This window comes from Bradyrhizobium sp. Ash2021, from assembly GCF_031202265.1.
Lineage (GTDB): Bacteria > Pseudomonadota > Alphaproteobacteria > Rhizobiales > Xanthobacteraceae > Bradyrhizobium.
This window is the reverse complement of sequence record NZ_CP100604.1, coordinates 8,086,427-8,102,027: the sequence shown is the minus strand read 5'-3', so window position 1 is coordinate 8,102,027 and position 15,601 is coordinate 8,086,427. Positions and strand designations below refer to the sequence as shown.

The window sequence follows — 15,601 nt, the reverse complement described above, 5'->3', positions numbered from 1 at the left end:
GCGGGCCGGCAAGCGGGAGCCTTGTCACTTGCCCAAACTTGTCGCTAGGCTCGAACCCGCGACCCCTTCCGGCTGTTCGGTTGAGGTCCGGGAAAAAGCCGGCGCATGCTTACCGAAGCCTCTAGTTACGACGAACTCTACCGCAACTTCCGCTGGGACATCCCGGCGCGGTTCAACATGGCGACTGCATGCTGCGATTGCCATGCCGATGGCACCAATCGCCTCGCACTGATCTATGTCGGTGAAGACGGCGTCGCGACCCGCACCTCGTTTGACGAGGTCGCCGAGATGTCGCGCCGTTTTGCCAACGTGCTGAAGGCCGATGGCCTCGTGCGCGGCGACCGCGTCGCGGTATTTCTGTCGCAGTCGCTGGAATTACCGATCGCGCATCTGGCGGCATTTCGTTCCGGCATGATCTCGATCCCGCTGTTCGCCCTGTTCGGCGAGGATGCGCTGGAATTCCGGCTGTCGAATTCCGGCGCCCGGGCGATCATCACCGACGAGAGCGGCTGGGAGAAGCTTACGAAAATCCGCGACCGGCTGCCCTACCTGCAGGACATCTACATTACCAGCGGCGCCGTTCACGCCGGCGCCAAGCCGTTCTGGACGTCGATCGAAACCGCGTCCGAGGAATTTGCGACCGTCGAAACTTCAGCCGACGATCCCGCCCTGATCATTTACACCTCGGGCACCACGGGCAATCCCAAGGGCGCGCTGCACGCGCATCGGGTCGTGCTCGGCCATCTGCCGAATGTCGAGATGTGCCATAATTTCCTGCCCCGGCCCGGCGATCTGATGTGGACGCCGGCCGACTGGGCCTGGATCGGCGGCCTGATCAACGCCCTGTTTGCGTTCTGGTATCACGGCATCCCGCTGGTCGGCCATCGCGCGCGCAAATTCGAGCCGCAGGCGGCGATGGAGATGATGGCCGACCTTGGCATCCGCAACGTCTTCCTGCCGCCGACCGCGTTGAAGCTGATGCGGATCGCAAACGTCAAACATCCCGGCGTAAAACTGCGCAGCATTTTCACCGGCGGTGAATCGCTCGGCGGCGAATTGCTCGGCTGGGTGCGCGAAACCTTCGGCATCGACGCGCATGAAGTGTTCGGGCAGACCGAGTGCAATCTGGTGATCGGCAGCAATTCAAACCTGTTCCCGATCCGGCCGGGCTCGATGGGCCGGGCGACGCCGGGCTTCGACGTGCGCATCGTCAACGACAATGGTGAGGAGTTGCCGCGCGGAAGCCGCGGCATCATCGGCGTGCGTCAGCCCTGCCCGTGCACCATGATCGAATACTGGCGCAATCCGGAAGGCACCGCCAAGAAATACGCCGGCGAATTTCTGCTCACCGGCGATCTCGGCGTGCAGGATGTGGACGGTTACTTCTGGTATGTCAGCCGCGAGGACGACGTCATCACCACCGCCGGCTATCGCGTCGGTCCCTCGGAGATCGAGCACACGCTGATGAAACACCCGGCAGTAGCGATGTCGGCGGTGGTCGGCATTCCCGATGCTATCAGAACCGAATCGATCAAGGCCTGGATCGTGCTGCGCCCGGGCTTTGCGCCAAGCGACACGCTGGCGCGCGAGATTCAGGAATTCGTCAAGGTGCAACTCGCCGCCCACGAATATCCGCGCTTCGTGCAGTTCGTGGAGACGCTGCCGATGACCGCGACGGGCAAGGTGCTGCGGCGCGAGTTGCGGGCGTTGGGATAGCGCTTACCTCGCCCCGCTTGCGGGGAGAGGTCGGATTTTACGCGCAGCGAAAAATCCGGGTGAGGGGGACTCTCCGCGAGTCCGAATCCGTGGAGAGACCCCCTCACCCCAACCCTCCAAGAGCGAGCTTCGCTCGTCTCGACCCCGCAGGAGCGGGGGCGAGGGAGCGCACCCCGCGTGTCGCGCGAGTGGAGACCGAAACATTATTGACGCAGATCAATACGCTGTCATCGATGCCCTGCATCATCAAGAAAACAGATCTGGAGGGTGCGCCGATGACTTCGATGACTTCCTTGTCCGGCAAGATCGATCCGGTGGTGCGCCGCATCACGTCCGCTGACATCGCCGAGGCGCTGGGGCAGGGCTTGCGCGATTTTCAGGCCGTGCCGCTTTATGGGCTGGCCTTCGGCGCGCTCTATGCCGGAGGCGGCATTGTGATCCTGCTCAGCCTGACCGCATTGGACATGATTTATCTGGCCTATCCGCTCGCAGCCGGATTTGCGCTGCTCGGTCCGTTTGTCGCGATCGGCCTTTACGAAGTGAGCCGCCGGCGCGAGGCCGCGCAGCCAATCTCCATGCGCGACATCTGGTCCACGGTCAGGTCGCGCGGCGAGATCGGCTGGATGGCCTTGGTCACTGTGTTTTTCTTCGTGATCTGGATGTCTCAGGTGGGGTTCCTGATAGCATTGTCGATCGGGCTCAACGCCTCATTTTCCAATCTACGGGAATTTATTGCTATGGCGCTCACGACCAACGAGGGCCTGCTGTTGCTCGCCATCGGCAACGCCGTCGGCGCGGCGCTGTCGCTGATCCTGTTTTCGCTAACGGTCGTGTCATTCCCGCTGTTGCTCGACCGCGACGTCGATTTCGTCACCGCGATGGTCACCAGCGTGCGTGCGGTGGTGACGAGTCCTATGCCGATGATCGGATGGGCCGCCGTCATTGGCGTCTTGCTGATCGTCTCGGCGCTGCCGTACTTCCTCGGACTTCTGGTGACGCTGCCGGTGCTCGGCCACACGACCTGGCACTTGTATCGGCGCGTCGTCGCGCCGGTGGCGCTTTCCTGACCGTCATTTTTCCTAACCGTCAGTCCGGGACGCGGGCGAAGCCCGCAGACCCGGAATCTCGAGATTGTAGGAGAGAGATTCGGTTCGCGCTGGCGCGCACCAGGGTATGACGAGCTTATACCCTACGGCGTCTTGATCCCCATTTCCTTCAGCGCGGCCAGCATCCGTTCCGGCGGCGCCATCTTGATGACCAGCGGCGTGCCGGTCTCCAGCACGCTCTTGAGACTGGAGAGGATCGCGGGCCAGCCCGCACGTCCGCCGGACAGGATGTCGTCGCTGAGCGGCCGGTCGTGCGACTGGATCAGGGTCAGCTTCACCGCGTCGCCGGCGGGCTCGATCTCGTAGGTCACCAGCGTCGGGCCGAGCTTTTCGGTCAGCCCCGGCCAGTTGACGTTGAACGTAATCGTCAGCTTGTTCGGCGGATCGCACTCGATCACCTCGCCACTGATATGCAGCGCGCCGTCCGGCGTGCGCACGATATAGGCGCCGCCGACCCTGAGATCGACCTCGACCGCATTGCCGAAGAAATATCTCCGGCTGAACTCGGCCGTGGTCAGCGCCTCCCATACCTTCTCCGGTGTGGCGGCGATGTAGATCGCGTAGACGATCGCGGGCTTGAAATTTTGGATATTCATGACACGCCCTCGATGCCGAGCGCAGAAACCGGTATCGCCAGCGCGGTGCCGGATTCCAGCAGGCTCTTGAGGCTCGACAGGATGGCGGGCCATCCTTTGGAGATGCCGTCCAGGAGCTTGCTGCCCTCGGCAAAGCCTTCGTGGGTGAGCGTCAGCTTCACGAACTTTCCATGCGGCTCGATGCTGAAGACGACTTTGGTCGGCGGCTCGTTCCGCATTTCATCGTTGATCTCGTGCTTGAAGCTGTAGGAAAGCCGCCGTGGCCGATCGGCCTCGAGAATCTCGCCGGTGTCGGTGATACTGCCGTCCATGACCAGCGCCAACGGTGAGCCGACCTTGAAGTCGGATCGTAGTTCGGTGCCGAACCAGTAGCGCCTGGAGAATTCGCTCGACGTCAACGCTTCCCACAATTTCTCCGGCGTGGTCTCGATATAGGTGACGTAGATGAATTCCGGCTTACGCACAGCTCAGTTCCCGTGCGCCGCTCGCAAGATCGGCCGGCAACGGACGTCCGGTTTCCAGCACGCTCTTCAGGCTCGCGATCACCATCGGCCAGCCGCCGGAAATATCGCGCAAGGTCTTGCCGCCTTCGTCCAAATCGTCGTGCGTCACCGTCAGCTTGACGACGGTGCCGCGCGGTTCGATGTCGAAGGTGACGCGCGAGGTACGCTCGCGTTTCGCATCGGCCGAACAAGCGTCCCAGGTGTAGGCGAGCTTTTTGGGCGGCTCCGAGATCAGCACCTTGCCCTCGACGCTCGGCGAGCCCTGTTTGGCGAATTGGTACGGCGATTCCACTTTCCAGTCGGAGGTGACGCGGTGACCGAACCAGTAGCGCTCGGTGAAGTCGCCGTCAGTCAACGCATGCCAGAGTTTTTCTGCCGTGGTCTCGATATAGGTGGTGTAGACGAATTCGGGTTTATTCATCGTGCTTCTCCAAATGCCGTTTCAGTTCGCTGAGCGCGGCCAGTTTTCCGCGCTCGAATTTCTTGATCCAGCGTTCGCCGATCTGATGGATCGGCACCGGGTTGAGGTAGTGCAGCTTCTCGCGGCCGTGCTTGTACGTGGTGACGAGGTTGGCCTCCTCGAGGATCGCAAGGTGCTTTGTGACCGCCTGCCGCGTCATGGCGAGGCCTTCGCACAATTCGTTCAGCGTCTGTCCGTTCCTGGCGTGAAGCCGGTCCAGCAGCGACCGTCGCGAAACATCCGCCAGCGCTTTGAAGACCTCATCCATGGGTTTGATAATAGGCAACCAAATGGTTGCGTGTCAAGAGCGTGTTATTGGCAAGCTCCGCGGTCGTGCTATCGTGTTGTCAGCCAACAAAGATTGGCGTTGAACTTGGGGTGGAAAAGCATGGGCGGTCGCGTCAAACTTGCGGTGTGTGTCTCGATTTCGTTGTTTGCATGCGCCGGTGGCGCCAATGCGCAGAGCCAGGTGGTCGGCGCGCCGCCGGAAGCTTCGAATATGAAGCTGGTCGGCTATAATGATTTGCAGGCGCGCAGCGCCTATCAGCCGACCATCCATCATCAGGGCGACCGCTGGATCGCCTATATCGGCCATCACGGCGGCACCGACGATATTCCGGCGCCCGTCAATCCGCAGACCGGCAAGGCCGAGCCCAACGGCACCTCGATCGTCGACGTAACCGATCCCACGCAACCGAAATATCTGCGCCACATTCCCGGTCAGGAAGGCAAATACGAATCCGGCGGCGCGCAGATGGTGCGGGTCTGCGACGGCAAGGATCTGCCCAAGGGCGATCGCAACGCGGTCTATATGCTGCGCACCTTTGGCGGCGAGGCCCATGAGATCTGGAACGTCGCCGATCCCGCCAATCCGGTGCTGATCACGAGGATCGCCGGACTGAAGGACACCCACAAGAACTGGTGGGAATGCGACACCGGCATGGCGTTTCTGGTTTCCGGCGCGCCGGACTGGCGCACCCGCCGCATGACGCAGGTCTATGACCTCTCCGATCCCGCACACCCCGTGAAAATCCGGGACTTCGGTCTGCCCGGCCAGGAGCCGGGCGCGACCGGCGCGGTGCCGACCGAGGTGCACGGGCCGATCTCGACGGGACCATCGGGCAACCGCATCTATTTCGGCTACGGCACCAACAAGGGCGGCTTTCTGCAGATCGTCGACCGCGACAAGCTGATCAATGGACCGAAGGAGCCGACGCCCGAAAATCTCCGGTTGCCCGAGATTGCGCGGATGCCGATGTCGGCGCTGAACGGCGCCCACACCACATTCCCGATGCTGGGCATGCCGATCGCCGAGTTCGCCAGGGACAAGGACGGCAAGAACCGCGACATCGTGATGATCGTCGACGAGGCGATTTTGAACGAATGCAACGAGCCGCGGCAGATGGTGTGGTTCGCCGATGTCACGGTCGAGAGCCGCCCGATGATGATCTCGAGCTACACCGTGCCGGAGACGAGCGGCAATTTCTGCGATCGCGGCGGGCGGTTCGGCTCGCATTCCTCCAACGAGAGCATGGCGCCGGTCTATTACAAGAAGATGGCGTTCATCGCTTTCTTCAATGCCGGCGTCCGCGCGCTCGACATCCGCGATCCCTATCACCCCAGGGAAGTCGGCTATTTCATTCCCTCGATCACGGCCGCGACCGACAAGCGCTGCGTCACCATCGACGGCAAGGACCGCTGCAAGGTCGCAATCCAGACCAACAATGTCGAAACCGACGATCGCGGTTACGTCTATATCGTCGACCGCGCCAATACCGGCCTGCATGTTCTGGAACTGACCGGTCCGGCGCGGACCGTCGCCGGGTTGCAATGACGGGGTGAACATGCGGACCTGGCCGGCAATCACGGTTGTGGCTCTCGCGCTCGGCGCCTTGTCCGGCGGCGCGGCCTACGAGGCTGCGACGCCGCGCGGCGAAAACTGGCAGGAGATCGCCTGGCCGTTTCCACGCGACGGCTGGCCCGCGGGCCGCGCCTTCCGGTGCGGCGTGGTCGCCTGCGGCGACGCGGTCGAAATCTATGTCCGGCCGAAAATTGGCTTCTGCAATTGCGACAGCGGCGTCGCCGATGACGACGAAGTCGATCGCGTCGCCGATCTCGACCTGATGAGCGAGCGGTTTGCGCCGCGCGAGGCGGGGAGGGTGGTCCGTGTCGCCGACATGGCCGGACGCATCCGGGCCTATGATTTGCGCGTGGCGGATGGATCGCAGCGTGCCGCGGTCGGCATCGCCGTGTCGCGGCGCTGCGATCTTCTGGTCGCGGTCGCGCAGGGGAAAGGGAACGCGGCGGACGTGCGGCGTCTCGAGCTGGAGTTTTTGGGTTCAAGTAAGATGACAAGTTGGATGACCGCTGCGATGGAAGGGCGTTGAGGCGCGCTTTCTTCCTTCTCCCCTTGTGGGAGAAGGTGGCGCGCAAAGCGCGCCGGATGAGGGGTCTCTATCCGCGGAGACAGACCCCTCACCCGTCGCCTCACTTCGTGAGGCGCCACCCTCTCCCACAAGGGGAGAGGGGAAGAACGCGCCGCTTGCATCGGAGAATGCACAACAATTGCTTCAATTGCTTCCAAGATGCCCGTTGCATTCGGGCAACACTTTCTGGAAAAGCAAATGACCTGCAGTTTGCGCCATAGCGCGCCCACATTTGATCCGAAACATCAGCCCCGTCGCATTGGCTGTTCAGCACGGCTCAGGTGGAGCCTTTGGAGGCGACCGGATGATGAACCCGCGGCGGTTTGCGACAGTGGGGGCAGCGTTGTGCGGAACGGTCGTTCTCGCGAGCTGGGTCGTCGCCCGGACTGCTGGCCTCGGTTCGGCCAGCATCGAGAACGCCGGCGCAGTGCCGATCGAGGACCGCCGCGCTCCAGCTCTCACCGCCAACGCCGAACGCGCGGACGCACCGCAGGCAGCCGCAGTGAGCAACACCGCTGTCGCCAACGCTGACGTGGCGACAGTCGCTGAATCGGTGAAGAGCATGTCCACCGATACGACGGCGGCCTCGGACGAGCCGGAATCGATCATCTGGGCTGCGTTGCCGGAACCGTCGCAGATGCGGCCGCCCGAAACACCGCCCGTGCAGGTGGCGACAGCGAACACGCCCGATCCGGTGCCAAACGACGCCAGGGAGGCTGTGAGCACCATCGAAACCATCGACGAGTGCCTGGTAGCGGACATCTGCATCGACCGATACCTGTGGGAGCTCTACCAGCGGACGCCCAAGGAGGACACCATCAAGGTGCATGAACGCAGGAAAGTGGCCATCAAGAAGAGGCACAAAACGGTGACGGTCACCAGAAGCTTCGTCACCCTCGTCCCGGAGAACTTCGCGTGGAAGGATCCGAAGGCGGCGGAAAAAGCCGGCATGCCGATAATCGACTACGTGATCGGAGGCATGGATCGAAGCTTCAAGCTCAAGCTCTACTATACGCTTCGCGCGGCGGAGCAGGCCGGGCTGTCGCCTGGCATCACCAGCGCGTTCCGCGATGACTACCGTCAATCGATCGCAAGCGGCCTGAAGGCGGCGACTGACAGGTCATACCATGGCGGGAGCTCCCGCGGCGGCTATGGCCACGGGCTTGCCGCCGATGTCGTGAGCGTCAAAGGCGCGACCCAGGCGGAGCGATGGACTTCCACTGAAAGCCTCTGGAAATGGATTGATGCACACGGCAAGGAGTTTGGAATCGGGCGACCCTATCTCGATCGAGATCCGCCGCATCTGGCACCGATCGACGGCACGGAATATGCCGCGCACCACGGCGGGACGAAAACCCAACACGCGAAATCGGATGTCAGGAAGCGCACCCGGCTGGCTGCGCGGGACCGTCACAGCGTGATCCGGACCACGTCGGCTCATCCTCGCAAAGCGGACCTGCTCGTTGCAGCTCAGGTCCGGAAATGACCCGGATGTATGGTCCGGCCGTGCGGTGCAAGAGGCTTTGATCGACGCTAAGTCCGACCGAATGGCGTTACGTTATGAATCTACTTGATCACAACCTGGCCTAGAGCCGATCAGATGCGATGAGCATGACCTCTCGTTGTGTGAAGTGGAACGGCGAGAGGCGACTGCGGCCCGGGCATCTTGCCATTGTGGCTCTCGTCGTGCTTATCGCGGCCGGAGATCATGCCATCGCCAGAAGCGGTCAGAGCGAACGCTCGGTCGATTCGATCGAGTCGCGCACCGCCGGCGATCCGATCATGGCGATCGTTTCGCTGCGCGACCAGCGGATCACGGTCTACGACGCCAAGGGCTGGATCCTGCGGGCGCCGGTGTCGAGCGGCCAGAAGGGACGCGAAACGCCCGCCGGAATCTTCAGCGTCATCGAGAAAGAAGAGGATCATTACTCGAACCTGTATGACGATGCCTACATGCCGCACATGCAACGCATCACCTGGTCAGGCATCGCACTCCACGGCGGTGTCCTGCCCGGCCATCCGGCGTCCCATGGCTGTGTCCGGATGCCCTACGACTTCGCCGCACGCCTGTTCGACGCGACTGCGATTGGCATGCGGGTCATCGTGACGCCAGGCGACGTGGCGCCGGTTGAGCTTACCCATCCGGTTCTGTTCCAACCGAAGCCCGGTGTGGCCGCTTTAGCCGCCGCCCGTACCGCTGAAGCCCAGGAGGCGGCGAAGAAAGCCGTCCAGGCGAGGCTCGCCGCGGGGACGGCCGCCCGGGAGGCCGCGCGGGCCACGGCGCCCGCGCGCGCGGCAGAAAATCTGAAGCTCAAGGCCGAGGCGAAATTGGCCGCCGCCGAGACTGCACTTGGTTCTGCCAACTCGCCGGAGGCAAAGGAGCAGGCCGAGGGCGCCAAGGCGCAGGCCGTCGCAAGGGCCGCCGAGCTGCAGCTGCAGTGGGATGCCGCCAAGGCGGATCTGCAATCGAAGCTCGATGCAGTCGCCTCTGCGCGTGAAGCCGCCGTCGCTGCGGAGACTGCGCGGGCCGCGGCGGCCGAGGCGGCGCGCCAGGCCGCGCGCGAACGCGCGCCGGTATCGGTGTTGATCAGCCGCAAGACCCAGCGGCTTTATGTCCGCCGAGCGTTTGAGCCGATCTTTGAAAGCCCGGTCACGATCGCAGATCCCGATCGTCCAATCGGTACGCATGTCTTCACCGCCAGCGAGCACGCGAGCGACGATGACCACTTGCGATGGAGCGTCGTCTCATTGGGCGGCGAACGTCCGCCCAGCAGCACAGTTGAGCCACACGGCCGGGCGCGCGGGAGTAGTGGCCGCGACGTCGAGCCGATGCCGACGGACCCGGACAGCGCGAAGGCCGCGCTCGACCGCATCGTCATTCCGCAGGACGCATTGGATCGCATCGCCGTGGCGCCGCGATCTTCCCTGATCATAACGGACGAGGGGTTGAGCCCGGAAACCGGCAAGGGCACGGAATTCGTGGTGCTGTTGAACGGCGAGCCGCAAGGAGGCATCACCAGCCGGCGACGCAGTCCGAGGAGCGGTTTCCGCTACGCGCGCCCACGCCCAGCGCCGTTTTGGCACGCGCCCTTCGGGAGTGCTTTTTCCAGCTGGTGAGCCCTTCTTCTCGCGGCAACTCCGCTCAGTGAAATCGGACTTCGCGTCGAGCGGATCCCACAAGGGGAGAGAGCAGGAGGGCATGCCTTCCATCGCTGCGTCCTGCAGGCATAAATGGCGTCGTCGCTCTCCGGCCATGAGTCCTCCCCATGTCCCCTCAAGCTTAACTTGCTTTCGTCGTCGCCTGCATCGCACGGACGCGGTCGTCGGCTATTGCCCGTGGCTGACCAGCACGCCGCGGCACGCGGGAGAAAGCTTCGGACGATTTTCCTTGAGGCAGGCCAGAATGGTGAAGTCGCCCTGATCCATCAGCTTGCGGCAGAAACGCTGCACGTCGCGGGTGCATGCCTGTTGCTCCTGCTCCGAGCCGCTATGAGCCAGGGCGCCCGTCGGAACCGGAATGGACAGCAGGATGATTGCTAGGAAAACTTTGTACATTGTTTTGCTTCCTTCATGCTTCGGACAATTCCGAACGCTGTTCATTCCATCACCATCGCATGGTCGTTTTCGCTGGACGCAGGCGCGCTCCGCAGCAGAAGGACGAGGGGAATGGCGGCAAGCGCGAGGATCATCATCAGCTTGAAATCGTCGATGTAGCTGATGATGGAAGCCTGCGTCTGGATGGCCTGATCGAGCGCCGCGCGTCCGCTTGCGGTCCAGGGACTCAAGGTCTGCCGCACAATGCCGTTGTCGAAGGCGTGATTGAAGGCTGTGACATGGCTGGCAATGGTCGCGTGATTGACCTGATTGTTTCTGATCAGCAGATAGGAGACGACCGATATCCCGACGCTGGATCCGACGTTACGGGAGAGGTTGAACAGACCGGTGCCGTCCGCCCGCTGCTCGGGCGCAAGTGTAGCGAAGGTGACGGTGTTGAGCGGGACGAACAGGAATCCAAGTCCCGCTCCCTGGATGAATCCGGTTACTGCGATCGTCCACTGCGAGACGTTCGGATTCCATCCGGTCATGTCGTACATGGCCCAGGCGGTCAGCAGCAGGCCGATCAGGATCAGCAGCCTGGTATCGATCCGTCCGACGAGGCGCCCGACCAGGAACATGCACGCCATGGTGCCCAGGCCGCGCGGGCCCATGACGATACCTGCGGTCACCACGGGATAACCCATCAGGGTCTGCAAATAGGGCGTCAGCAACGCCAGCGATGCCAGATAGGTTATCCCGACGATGAAGATGAACAGCACCCCGACCGAGAAGTTTCGATCGAGAAACAGTCTGGGATTTACGAAGGAATTTTTCGCCGTAAAGGTGTGGACGAGGAAGATGTAAAGTGCCGATGCGCAGACGACCGCTTCAATCAGGATTTCGAAGGAGGAGAACCAGTCAAGTTGCGCGCCCCGGTCCAGAAACACCTGCATGGCGGCAATGGCGAGGCTCAAGCTGCCAAATCCGAGCCAGTCGAGCTTCGCTGCCGCGCTGGTCTTGGTCTCTCTCAGAAAGTACGATATGCCGGCGAAGGCGAGCACTCCCAGGGGCACGTTGATATAGAATACCCATCGCCAGCTGTAGTGGTCGGTCAGCCAGCCGCCGATCACCGGCCCCAGCACCGGCCCCACCATCACCGATACGCCGAACAGAGCCATCGCAGATCCGCGTTCTTCCACCGTATAAATATCGAGCAGAACGGACTGGCCGAGTGGAACCAGCGCCGCGCCGAAGAACCCTTGCAGCAACCGGAACGCCACGATCTGGACCAGCGATTGCGCAATGCCGCACAGCACGGACGCCAGCACGAAGCCGACGACGGCCGTCATCAGGACGCGCTTGCGGCCGAACCTGTTGGCAAGAAACCCCGATGGCGGGGTCATGATGGCCGCGGCCACGATATAGGAGGTCAGCACCCAGTTGATCTGATCCGCGCTCGCCGACACGCTGCCCTGCATATAGGGGAGCGCGACATTGGCGATTGTCGTATCCAGCGCCTGCATGATCACGGCGAGGATGACGCACAGCGTAACCGCGGGCCGGTTGATCGGTCGCGGAGCATTTGCGGCGGCATCCGCCATGTTCAGCTTCCTGACCCGAACAGACTGGTGACGAAACTGGGAAATCCGCGCGCATGGCCGGTGTCGACACTCACCTCCACGCTCATGCCGACGCGCAGCGGCGGCTTGCCGGGTGCATTCTTGACCAGGACGCGCATCGGAATACGCTGGACGACCTTGACCCAGTTACCGCTGGTATTCTCGGCCGGAAGCAGCGAGAAGCTCGAGGCGGATGCCGGACTTATGCTGTCGACGGTTCCGGCCCAGCGCTCGCCCGGATAGGTATCGACGTCGACCGTGACTTTCTGTTCGGGCTTGACGTAGGTCAGTTCGGTTTCCTTCGGGCTCGCCTGAACCCAGACGTGATCCGTCGAGACGATGTTGAATGCGACGGCTGCGGCGGCAAGATACTGGCCCGGCTGCAGCGACGGCACGTTGGTCACAATGCCGGCGAAGGGTGCCCGCACGATGGTGTGCGCAAGCTGGCGCGCAGCCTCGTCGCGCGCGGCCAATGCATCCTTGTATCGCGGATGATCCTCGATCGGCGCGTCGGGATGGCCGTTGAGGTTCGCGGCGATGCCGGCGAGCTGCGCATTCAGCGAAGCAAGCTTCTGCTGCGACCCTTGAAGCGTATTGCGGGCGGCATCGAAGGTGGCCCTTGGCGTGAAGTTGTTGGCAATCAGCTGCTCCTGGCGCTGGAAGTTGACCATGTTGAAGTCAACATCTTTCTGTGCCTGTTCAACCTGGGCCTGCAGGTTGCGGTAACTGGCCTGCAGCGCAACGAGATCATTTCGCGTATTTCCGATCTGGGCCTCGGCGCGATCCTGCGCGAGCCGAAACTGCAGATCGTCGAGCTTGAACAGGACGTCGCCCTTCGCGACCTTCTGATTGTCGTGAACCGAGACTTCACGGACGATTCCGGACACGTCGGTAGACAGTCCGACCATGTCGGCCTGCACATAGGCATTGTCCGTCGACATCACCGCCCCGCCGGTCACATAAAAATATCCGCCGACGACGAGCGCCGCGGGCAGCAATGCGAACATCAACGGCCGCCGCAGCGATCTTTTCGAGGTCGCGGAACCGGCCGCCGCAGCGGCGAGGGGTGGTTCCGCCGATGGCCTCGCCTCGAGCTTGCGATCGGCTGGCCGGGTTTTCAATTCCGGCTTTGCAGCCTCGCCTGCGCGTGACGCACCCTTGGCCTCCGGCAGAATGCGCGTCAGACGATAGATCTTATCCTCAGGACCGTGGAGGCCGCTTTGCTCGGCGCCGGCGCTGTGGAATTTCGGATCGATTTCGTTCGGATTAGCCATGACTTGCTCTTTCTCTTCCTGCCGTCCGCGCATCACATGCGTCAGTTAGGTTTCGCGTCAGGCTCGCGTTCTTTCCGTCGAGGAAGGCGAGAGCGCCTGCCGGTGCGATGGATGCGGAGCAGCGACGGCGTCTACCGCCCAGCCCCCGGTGGCCTGCGCGACTGCCGCCGCCGTCGTGATGGTGGCCTGCCGCGGAAAGACCTTCTCCAGCAGCACCCGATGCGCTTCCTCGTCGCCGTCCGAGCAGCAATCGCCGACGACCAGCAGTGTGTAGTCCGCGTCGGCGGCATGGCGCAGGGTCGAGAGTACGACGCCGCTGGTGGCGATCCCCGTCAGGATCAGGGTGTCGATGCCGTTGGCACGCAGTATCAGGTCGAGATCGGTCCCGGCGAAGGCACTCACCCGATGCTTGGTGACGACGATTTCCTCGGCCAGCGGCGCGACGGCGGGATGGATCTTCGCATTTTCGGCACCCGGGGCGAATGCACCCGAGGCCTTGAGCCCGTTGAACGTCGCATTTCGTTCGCTGACTTCCGGATAGTCGGCGCGGAAGCCGACGACCACATAGATCACCCGCATCCCGGCTGTGCGCGCCGCGGCGATCAGCTTCGCCGTTCGATCGAGCAGCGCCTCCGCACCGGCGGCATAGTTGTCGACGATCAGCGTCTGGAAATCCATGACGAGCAGCGCGCTCGTCCGGCGATCGATCGAAAGATTGTCTGCCATTGCTGGTCCTGTTCCTGCTCGCGGCGTGATGGGTGCGGGGCGTTGCAAGCGCCCGAGCCTGGCAATGGCCGGTTCCGCGACCGGTGCGCGCAATCAGCCCTTTAAGACTAACTTTACAAGTCGCGTTCATAACGCTAACCATGCGGAAACCAAACCGTATCGTATTGTTTATATAATCCAGATCCGGGGAGCTGACAAGAGGCGGGAAATGGTCACGTGCTCCTTTCGCCAGTTGCTTGTCCGGCCATTCGCGCTGTTGGCTGCAATGTTGATTCTTGCCGGCTGCAGCTCCCTTCCGCGAACACCGTACACCGCATCCAATGCGGCAGCCTCGACGGTGTTGGACCTCAGCGAACTGCGGAGATATGCGGACGAACCGGCATCGAGGTTTCTCAGCACAGATGTGTATCCTCGATCTGGCCCGGTCAGCTATCTTGCATTGTCGGGAGGTGGCGCCGATGGCGCCTTCGGCGCGGGGGTGTTGAATGGCTGGTCCGCGGCGGGGACGCGCCCCACATTCTCAGCGGTTTCGGGGGTGAGCACCGGCGCCCTGATTGCACCATTTGCATTTCTCGGCCCGGCCTACGACGTGACGTTGCGCGAGATCTATACCAGCGGCATCGCTGAAAGCCTGCTCAACACCCCAAGCATCGTCCGCGCGGTTTTCGGATCCGGCCTGTTTGGCAACACCCATCTGCGCGAGCTCATTGCCCGCTATGTCGGCCGCGACACGCTTGCGGCAATCGCCGCCGAAAATGCCAAGGGCAGAAAGCTCCTCGTCGTAACGACCAATATCGATACGCAACGCACCGTCATCTGGGATATGGGCCGCATCGCCGCGATCGGGTCCACCCAGGCGCTGGATCTGTTCAGGGATGTCCTGGCCGCGTCCGCAAGCATCCCGGTGGTTTTCCCGCCGATGCTGATTGACGCGGAAGCGAACGGGCATCGCTTCCAGGAGATGCATGTGGATGGAGGCGTGACGGCACCGGTCCTGACGCTGCCGGAAGCATTCCTGTCGCGAAACGGAGCGCTCGCCAGAGGGCTGCGGATGAACATCTACGTCCTGGTAAATGATAAAGTGGAGCGGGACTTCCAGCTGGTGCCGAACAGCACGATCGACATTGCCGCGCGCGCTTCGGCTTCCGTCACAAAGACGCAAATCCGCTCGGTTCTCTATGGGACGTATGACTTCGCCCGCCGCAACAGCCTCGGATTCAATCTGACTTACATCGACAAGGATGTTCCCTCGCCAGGCTCGTTCGGTTTTGAAACAGGCTATATGCGTTCGCTTTATCAATACGGATATGACAAGGCGAAAGCCGGTGATTTCTGGGCGAAGGCGCCGCCGTCCGATGGTTCCTTGCTGGGCGGTTTTCGTTATCGAAGACCGGCTGTGTCGCAATGACAGGCGAGGCCGCCACGACCGCTGTGAAGCGTCATGCGTTGACGATCCTCCACGCCTTGGAGGAGGCGGACGCGCAGCTTGTCGGCAAGGCCGTGGTCCTCACCGACGGAACGGCGGGAACGGTGGAGGCCATCTGGCTTGACGATCTCCACGGCCTGCGAATCTCCATCACAGGACACCCTGGAAAGGGGCCTGTTTCAGCGCTCAAATTCGCGCAAGGCTAGGTGCAG

General features: G+C 62.6%; 16 protein-coding genes. 8 read left to right on the top strand and 8 right to left on the bottom strand.

The window, feature by feature from the left end:
* Positions 1-105 precede the first annotated feature (105 nt).
* Positions 106-1,716 carry an acyl-CoA synthetase gene (locus NL528_RS39025; RefSeq protein WP_309179645.1) on the top strand — a complete coding sequence of 537 codons (1,611 nt, stop codon included), beginning with the start codon at positions 106-108 and terminating at the stop codon, positions 1,714-1,716.
* 284 nt (positions 1,717-2,000) lie between these two features.
* The gene (locus NL528_RS39020; protein WP_309185187.1) at positions 2,001-2,783 is read left to right on the top strand and encodes a DUF2189 domain-containing protein; all 783 of its coding nucleotides are present in this window, start codon (positions 2,001-2,003) and stop codon (positions 2,781-2,783) included.
* Positions 2,784-2,905: 122 nt separating this feature from the next.
* Here NL528_RS39020 and NL528_RS39015 read toward each other — a convergent pair whose 3' ends face one another.
* From NL528_RS39015 to NL528_RS39000, 4 genes are read right to left on the bottom strand one after another with little or no spacing between them, the layout of a single operon-like run.
* Positions 2,906-3,418 carry an SRPBCC family protein gene (locus NL528_RS39015; protein ID WP_309179644.1) on the bottom strand — a complete coding sequence of 171 codons (513 nt, stop codon included), beginning with the start codon at positions 3,416-3,418 and terminating at the stop codon, positions 2,906-2,908.
* Positions 3,415-3,882 (bottom strand): SRPBCC family protein, encoded by a 468-nt coding sequence (locus tag NL528_RS39010; protein ID WP_309179643.1) that lies wholly within the window; start codon positions 3,880-3,882, stop codon positions 3,415-3,417. The genes NL528_RS39015 and NL528_RS39010 overlap by 4 nt, the downstream gene beginning before the upstream one ends.
* A complete protein-coding gene (locus tag NL528_RS39005) occupies positions 3,875-4,342 on the bottom strand; it encodes an SRPBCC family protein (protein WP_309179642.1) in 468 nt (155 codons plus the stop codon). Before NL528_RS39005 ends, NL528_RS39010 begins: the two co-directional genes overlap by 8 nt.
* Positions 4,335-4,649, bottom strand: coding sequence for a metalloregulator ArsR/SmtB family transcription factor (locus tag NL528_RS39000; RefSeq protein ID WP_309179641.1), 315 nt, complete (start codon positions 4,647-4,649; stop codon positions 4,335-4,337). Before NL528_RS39000 ends, NL528_RS39005 begins: the two co-directional genes overlap by 8 nt.
* A gap of 120 nt (positions 4,650-4,769) precedes the next feature.
* On the opposite strand from NL528_RS39000, the gene NL528_RS38995 reads away from it, so the two are divergent.
* The 4 genes from NL528_RS38995 to NL528_RS38980 all read left to right on the top strand — a co-directional run bounded on the left by NL528_RS38995 (position 4,770) and on the right by NL528_RS38980 (position 9,924).
* The gene (locus NL528_RS38995; RefSeq protein ID WP_309179640.1) at positions 4,770-6,215 is read left to right on the top strand and encodes a hypothetical protein; all 1,446 of its coding nucleotides are present in this window, start codon (positions 4,770-4,772) and stop codon (positions 6,213-6,215) included.
* A 10-nt stretch (positions 6,216-6,225) separates the two neighbouring features.
* A complete protein-coding gene (locus tag NL528_RS38990) occupies positions 6,226-6,768 on the top strand; it encodes a hypothetical protein (RefSeq protein ID WP_309179639.1) in 543 nt (180 codons plus the stop codon).
* Between the two features lie 343 nt (positions 6,769-7,111).
* Entirely contained in the window at positions 7,112-8,293 is a 1,182-nt protein-coding gene (locus tag NL528_RS38985) for a peptidase M15 (protein WP_309179638.1), read from the top strand.
* 119 nt (positions 8,294-8,412) lie between these two features.
* Complete coding sequence (locus NL528_RS38980) at positions 8,413-9,924, top strand: L,D-transpeptidase family protein (RefSeq protein WP_309179637.1); 1,512 nt, start codon at positions 8,413-8,415, stop codon at positions 9,922-9,924.
* Positions 9,925-10,134: 210 nt separating this feature from the next.
* Here NL528_RS38980 and NL528_RS38975 read toward each other — a convergent pair whose 3' ends face one another.
* Genes NL528_RS38975 through NL528_RS38960 form a run of 4 tightly spaced genes read right to left on the bottom strand, consistent with a single transcriptional unit; the run spans position 10,135 to position 13,915 of the window.
* Positions 10,135-10,362 carry a hypothetical protein gene (locus NL528_RS38975; RefSeq protein WP_309179636.1) on the bottom strand — a complete coding sequence of 76 codons (228 nt, stop codon included), beginning with the start codon at positions 10,360-10,362 and terminating at the stop codon, positions 10,135-10,137.
* A gap of 41 nt (positions 10,363-10,403) precedes the next feature.
* Positions 10,404-11,945, bottom strand: coding sequence for a DHA2 family efflux MFS transporter permease subunit (locus tag NL528_RS38970; protein WP_309179635.1), 1,542 nt, complete (start codon positions 11,943-11,945; stop codon positions 10,404-10,406).
* Positions 11,946-11,947: 2 nt separating this feature from the next.
* Positions 11,948-13,237, bottom strand: coding sequence for an HlyD family secretion protein (locus NL528_RS38965; protein ID WP_309179634.1), 1,290 nt, complete (start codon positions 13,235-13,237; stop codon positions 11,948-11,950).
* Positions 13,238-13,294: 57 nt separating this feature from the next.
* The gene (locus NL528_RS38960; RefSeq protein WP_309179633.1) at positions 13,295-13,915 is read right to left on the bottom strand and encodes an isochorismatase family cysteine hydrolase; all 621 of its coding nucleotides are present in this window, start codon (positions 13,913-13,915) and stop codon (positions 13,295-13,297) included.
* A gap of 256 nt (positions 13,916-14,171) precedes the next feature.
* Between NL528_RS38960 and NL528_RS38955 the strand changes: the two genes are divergently transcribed.
* Both NL528_RS38955 and NL528_RS38950 read left to right on the top strand, forming a co-directional pair.
* Positions 14,172-15,371: a patatin-like phospholipase family protein gene (locus tag NL528_RS38955; RefSeq protein ID WP_309185186.1), complete on the top strand. Its 1,200-nt coding sequence runs from the start codon at positions 14,172-14,174 to the stop codon at positions 15,369-15,371.
* Complete coding sequence (locus NL528_RS38950) at positions 15,368-15,595, top strand: PRC-barrel domain-containing protein (protein WP_309179632.1); 228 nt, start codon at positions 15,368-15,370, stop codon at positions 15,593-15,595. Before NL528_RS38955 ends, NL528_RS38950 begins: the two co-directional genes overlap by 4 nt.
* Positions 15,596-15,601: the final 6 nt, after the last annotated feature.

Bases quoted from the DNA above. Each gene is read 5' to 3' on its own strand.
- NL528_RS39025 (WP_309179645.1), top strand. From the start codon at position 106: ATGCTTACCGAAGCCTCTAGTTACGACGAACTCTACCGCAACTTCCGC.
- NL528_RS39020 (WP_309185187.1), top strand. From the start codon at position 2,001: ATGACTTCCTTGTCCGGCAAGATCGATCCGGTGGTGCGCCGCATCACG.
- NL528_RS39015 (WP_309179644.1), bottom strand. From the start codon at position 3,418: ATGAATATCCAAAATTTCAAGCCCGCGATCGTCTACGCGATCTACATC.
- NL528_RS39005 (WP_309179642.1), bottom strand. From the start codon at position 4,342: ATGAATAAACCCGAATTCGTCTACACCACCTATATCGAGACCACGGCA.
- NL528_RS39000 (WP_309179641.1), bottom strand. From the start codon at position 4,649: ATGGATGAGGTCTTCAAAGCGCTGGCGGATGTTTCGCGACGGTCGCTG.
- NL528_RS38995 (WP_309179640.1), top strand. From the start codon at position 4,770: ATGGGCGGTCGCGTCAAACTTGCGGTGTGTGTCTCGATTTCGTTGTTT.
- NL528_RS38990 (WP_309179639.1), top strand. From the start codon at position 6,226: ATGCGGACCTGGCCGGCAATCACGGTTGTGGCTCTCGCGCTCGGCGCC.
- NL528_RS38985 (WP_309179638.1), top strand. From the start codon at position 7,112: ATGATGAACCCGCGGCGGTTTGCGACAGTGGGGGCAGCGTTGTGCGGA.
- NL528_RS38980 (WP_309179637.1), top strand. From the start codon at position 8,413: ATGAGCATGACCTCTCGTTGTGTGAAGTGGAACGGCGAGAGGCGACTG.
- NL528_RS38975 (WP_309179636.1), bottom strand. From the start codon at position 10,362: ATGTACAAAGTTTTCCTAGCAATCATCCTGCTGTCCATTCCGGTTCCG.
- NL528_RS38970 (WP_309179635.1), bottom strand. From the start codon at position 11,945: ATGGCGGATGCCGCCGCAAATGCTCCGCGACCGATCAACCGGCCCGCG.
- NL528_RS38965 (WP_309179634.1), bottom strand. From the start codon at position 13,237: ATGGCTAATCCGAACGAAATCGATCCGAAATTCCACAGCGCCGGCGCC.
- NL528_RS38960 (WP_309179633.1), bottom strand. From the start codon at position 13,915: ATGGATTTCCAGACGCTGATCGTCGACAACTATGCCGCCGGTGCGGAG.
- NL528_RS38955 (WP_309185186.1), top strand. From the start codon at position 14,172: ATGGTCACGTGCTCCTTTCGCCAGTTGCTTGTCCGGCCATTCGCGCTG.
- NL528_RS38950 (WP_309179632.1), top strand. From the start codon at position 15,368: ATGACAGGCGAGGCCGCCACGACCGCTGTGAAGCGTCATGCGTTGACG.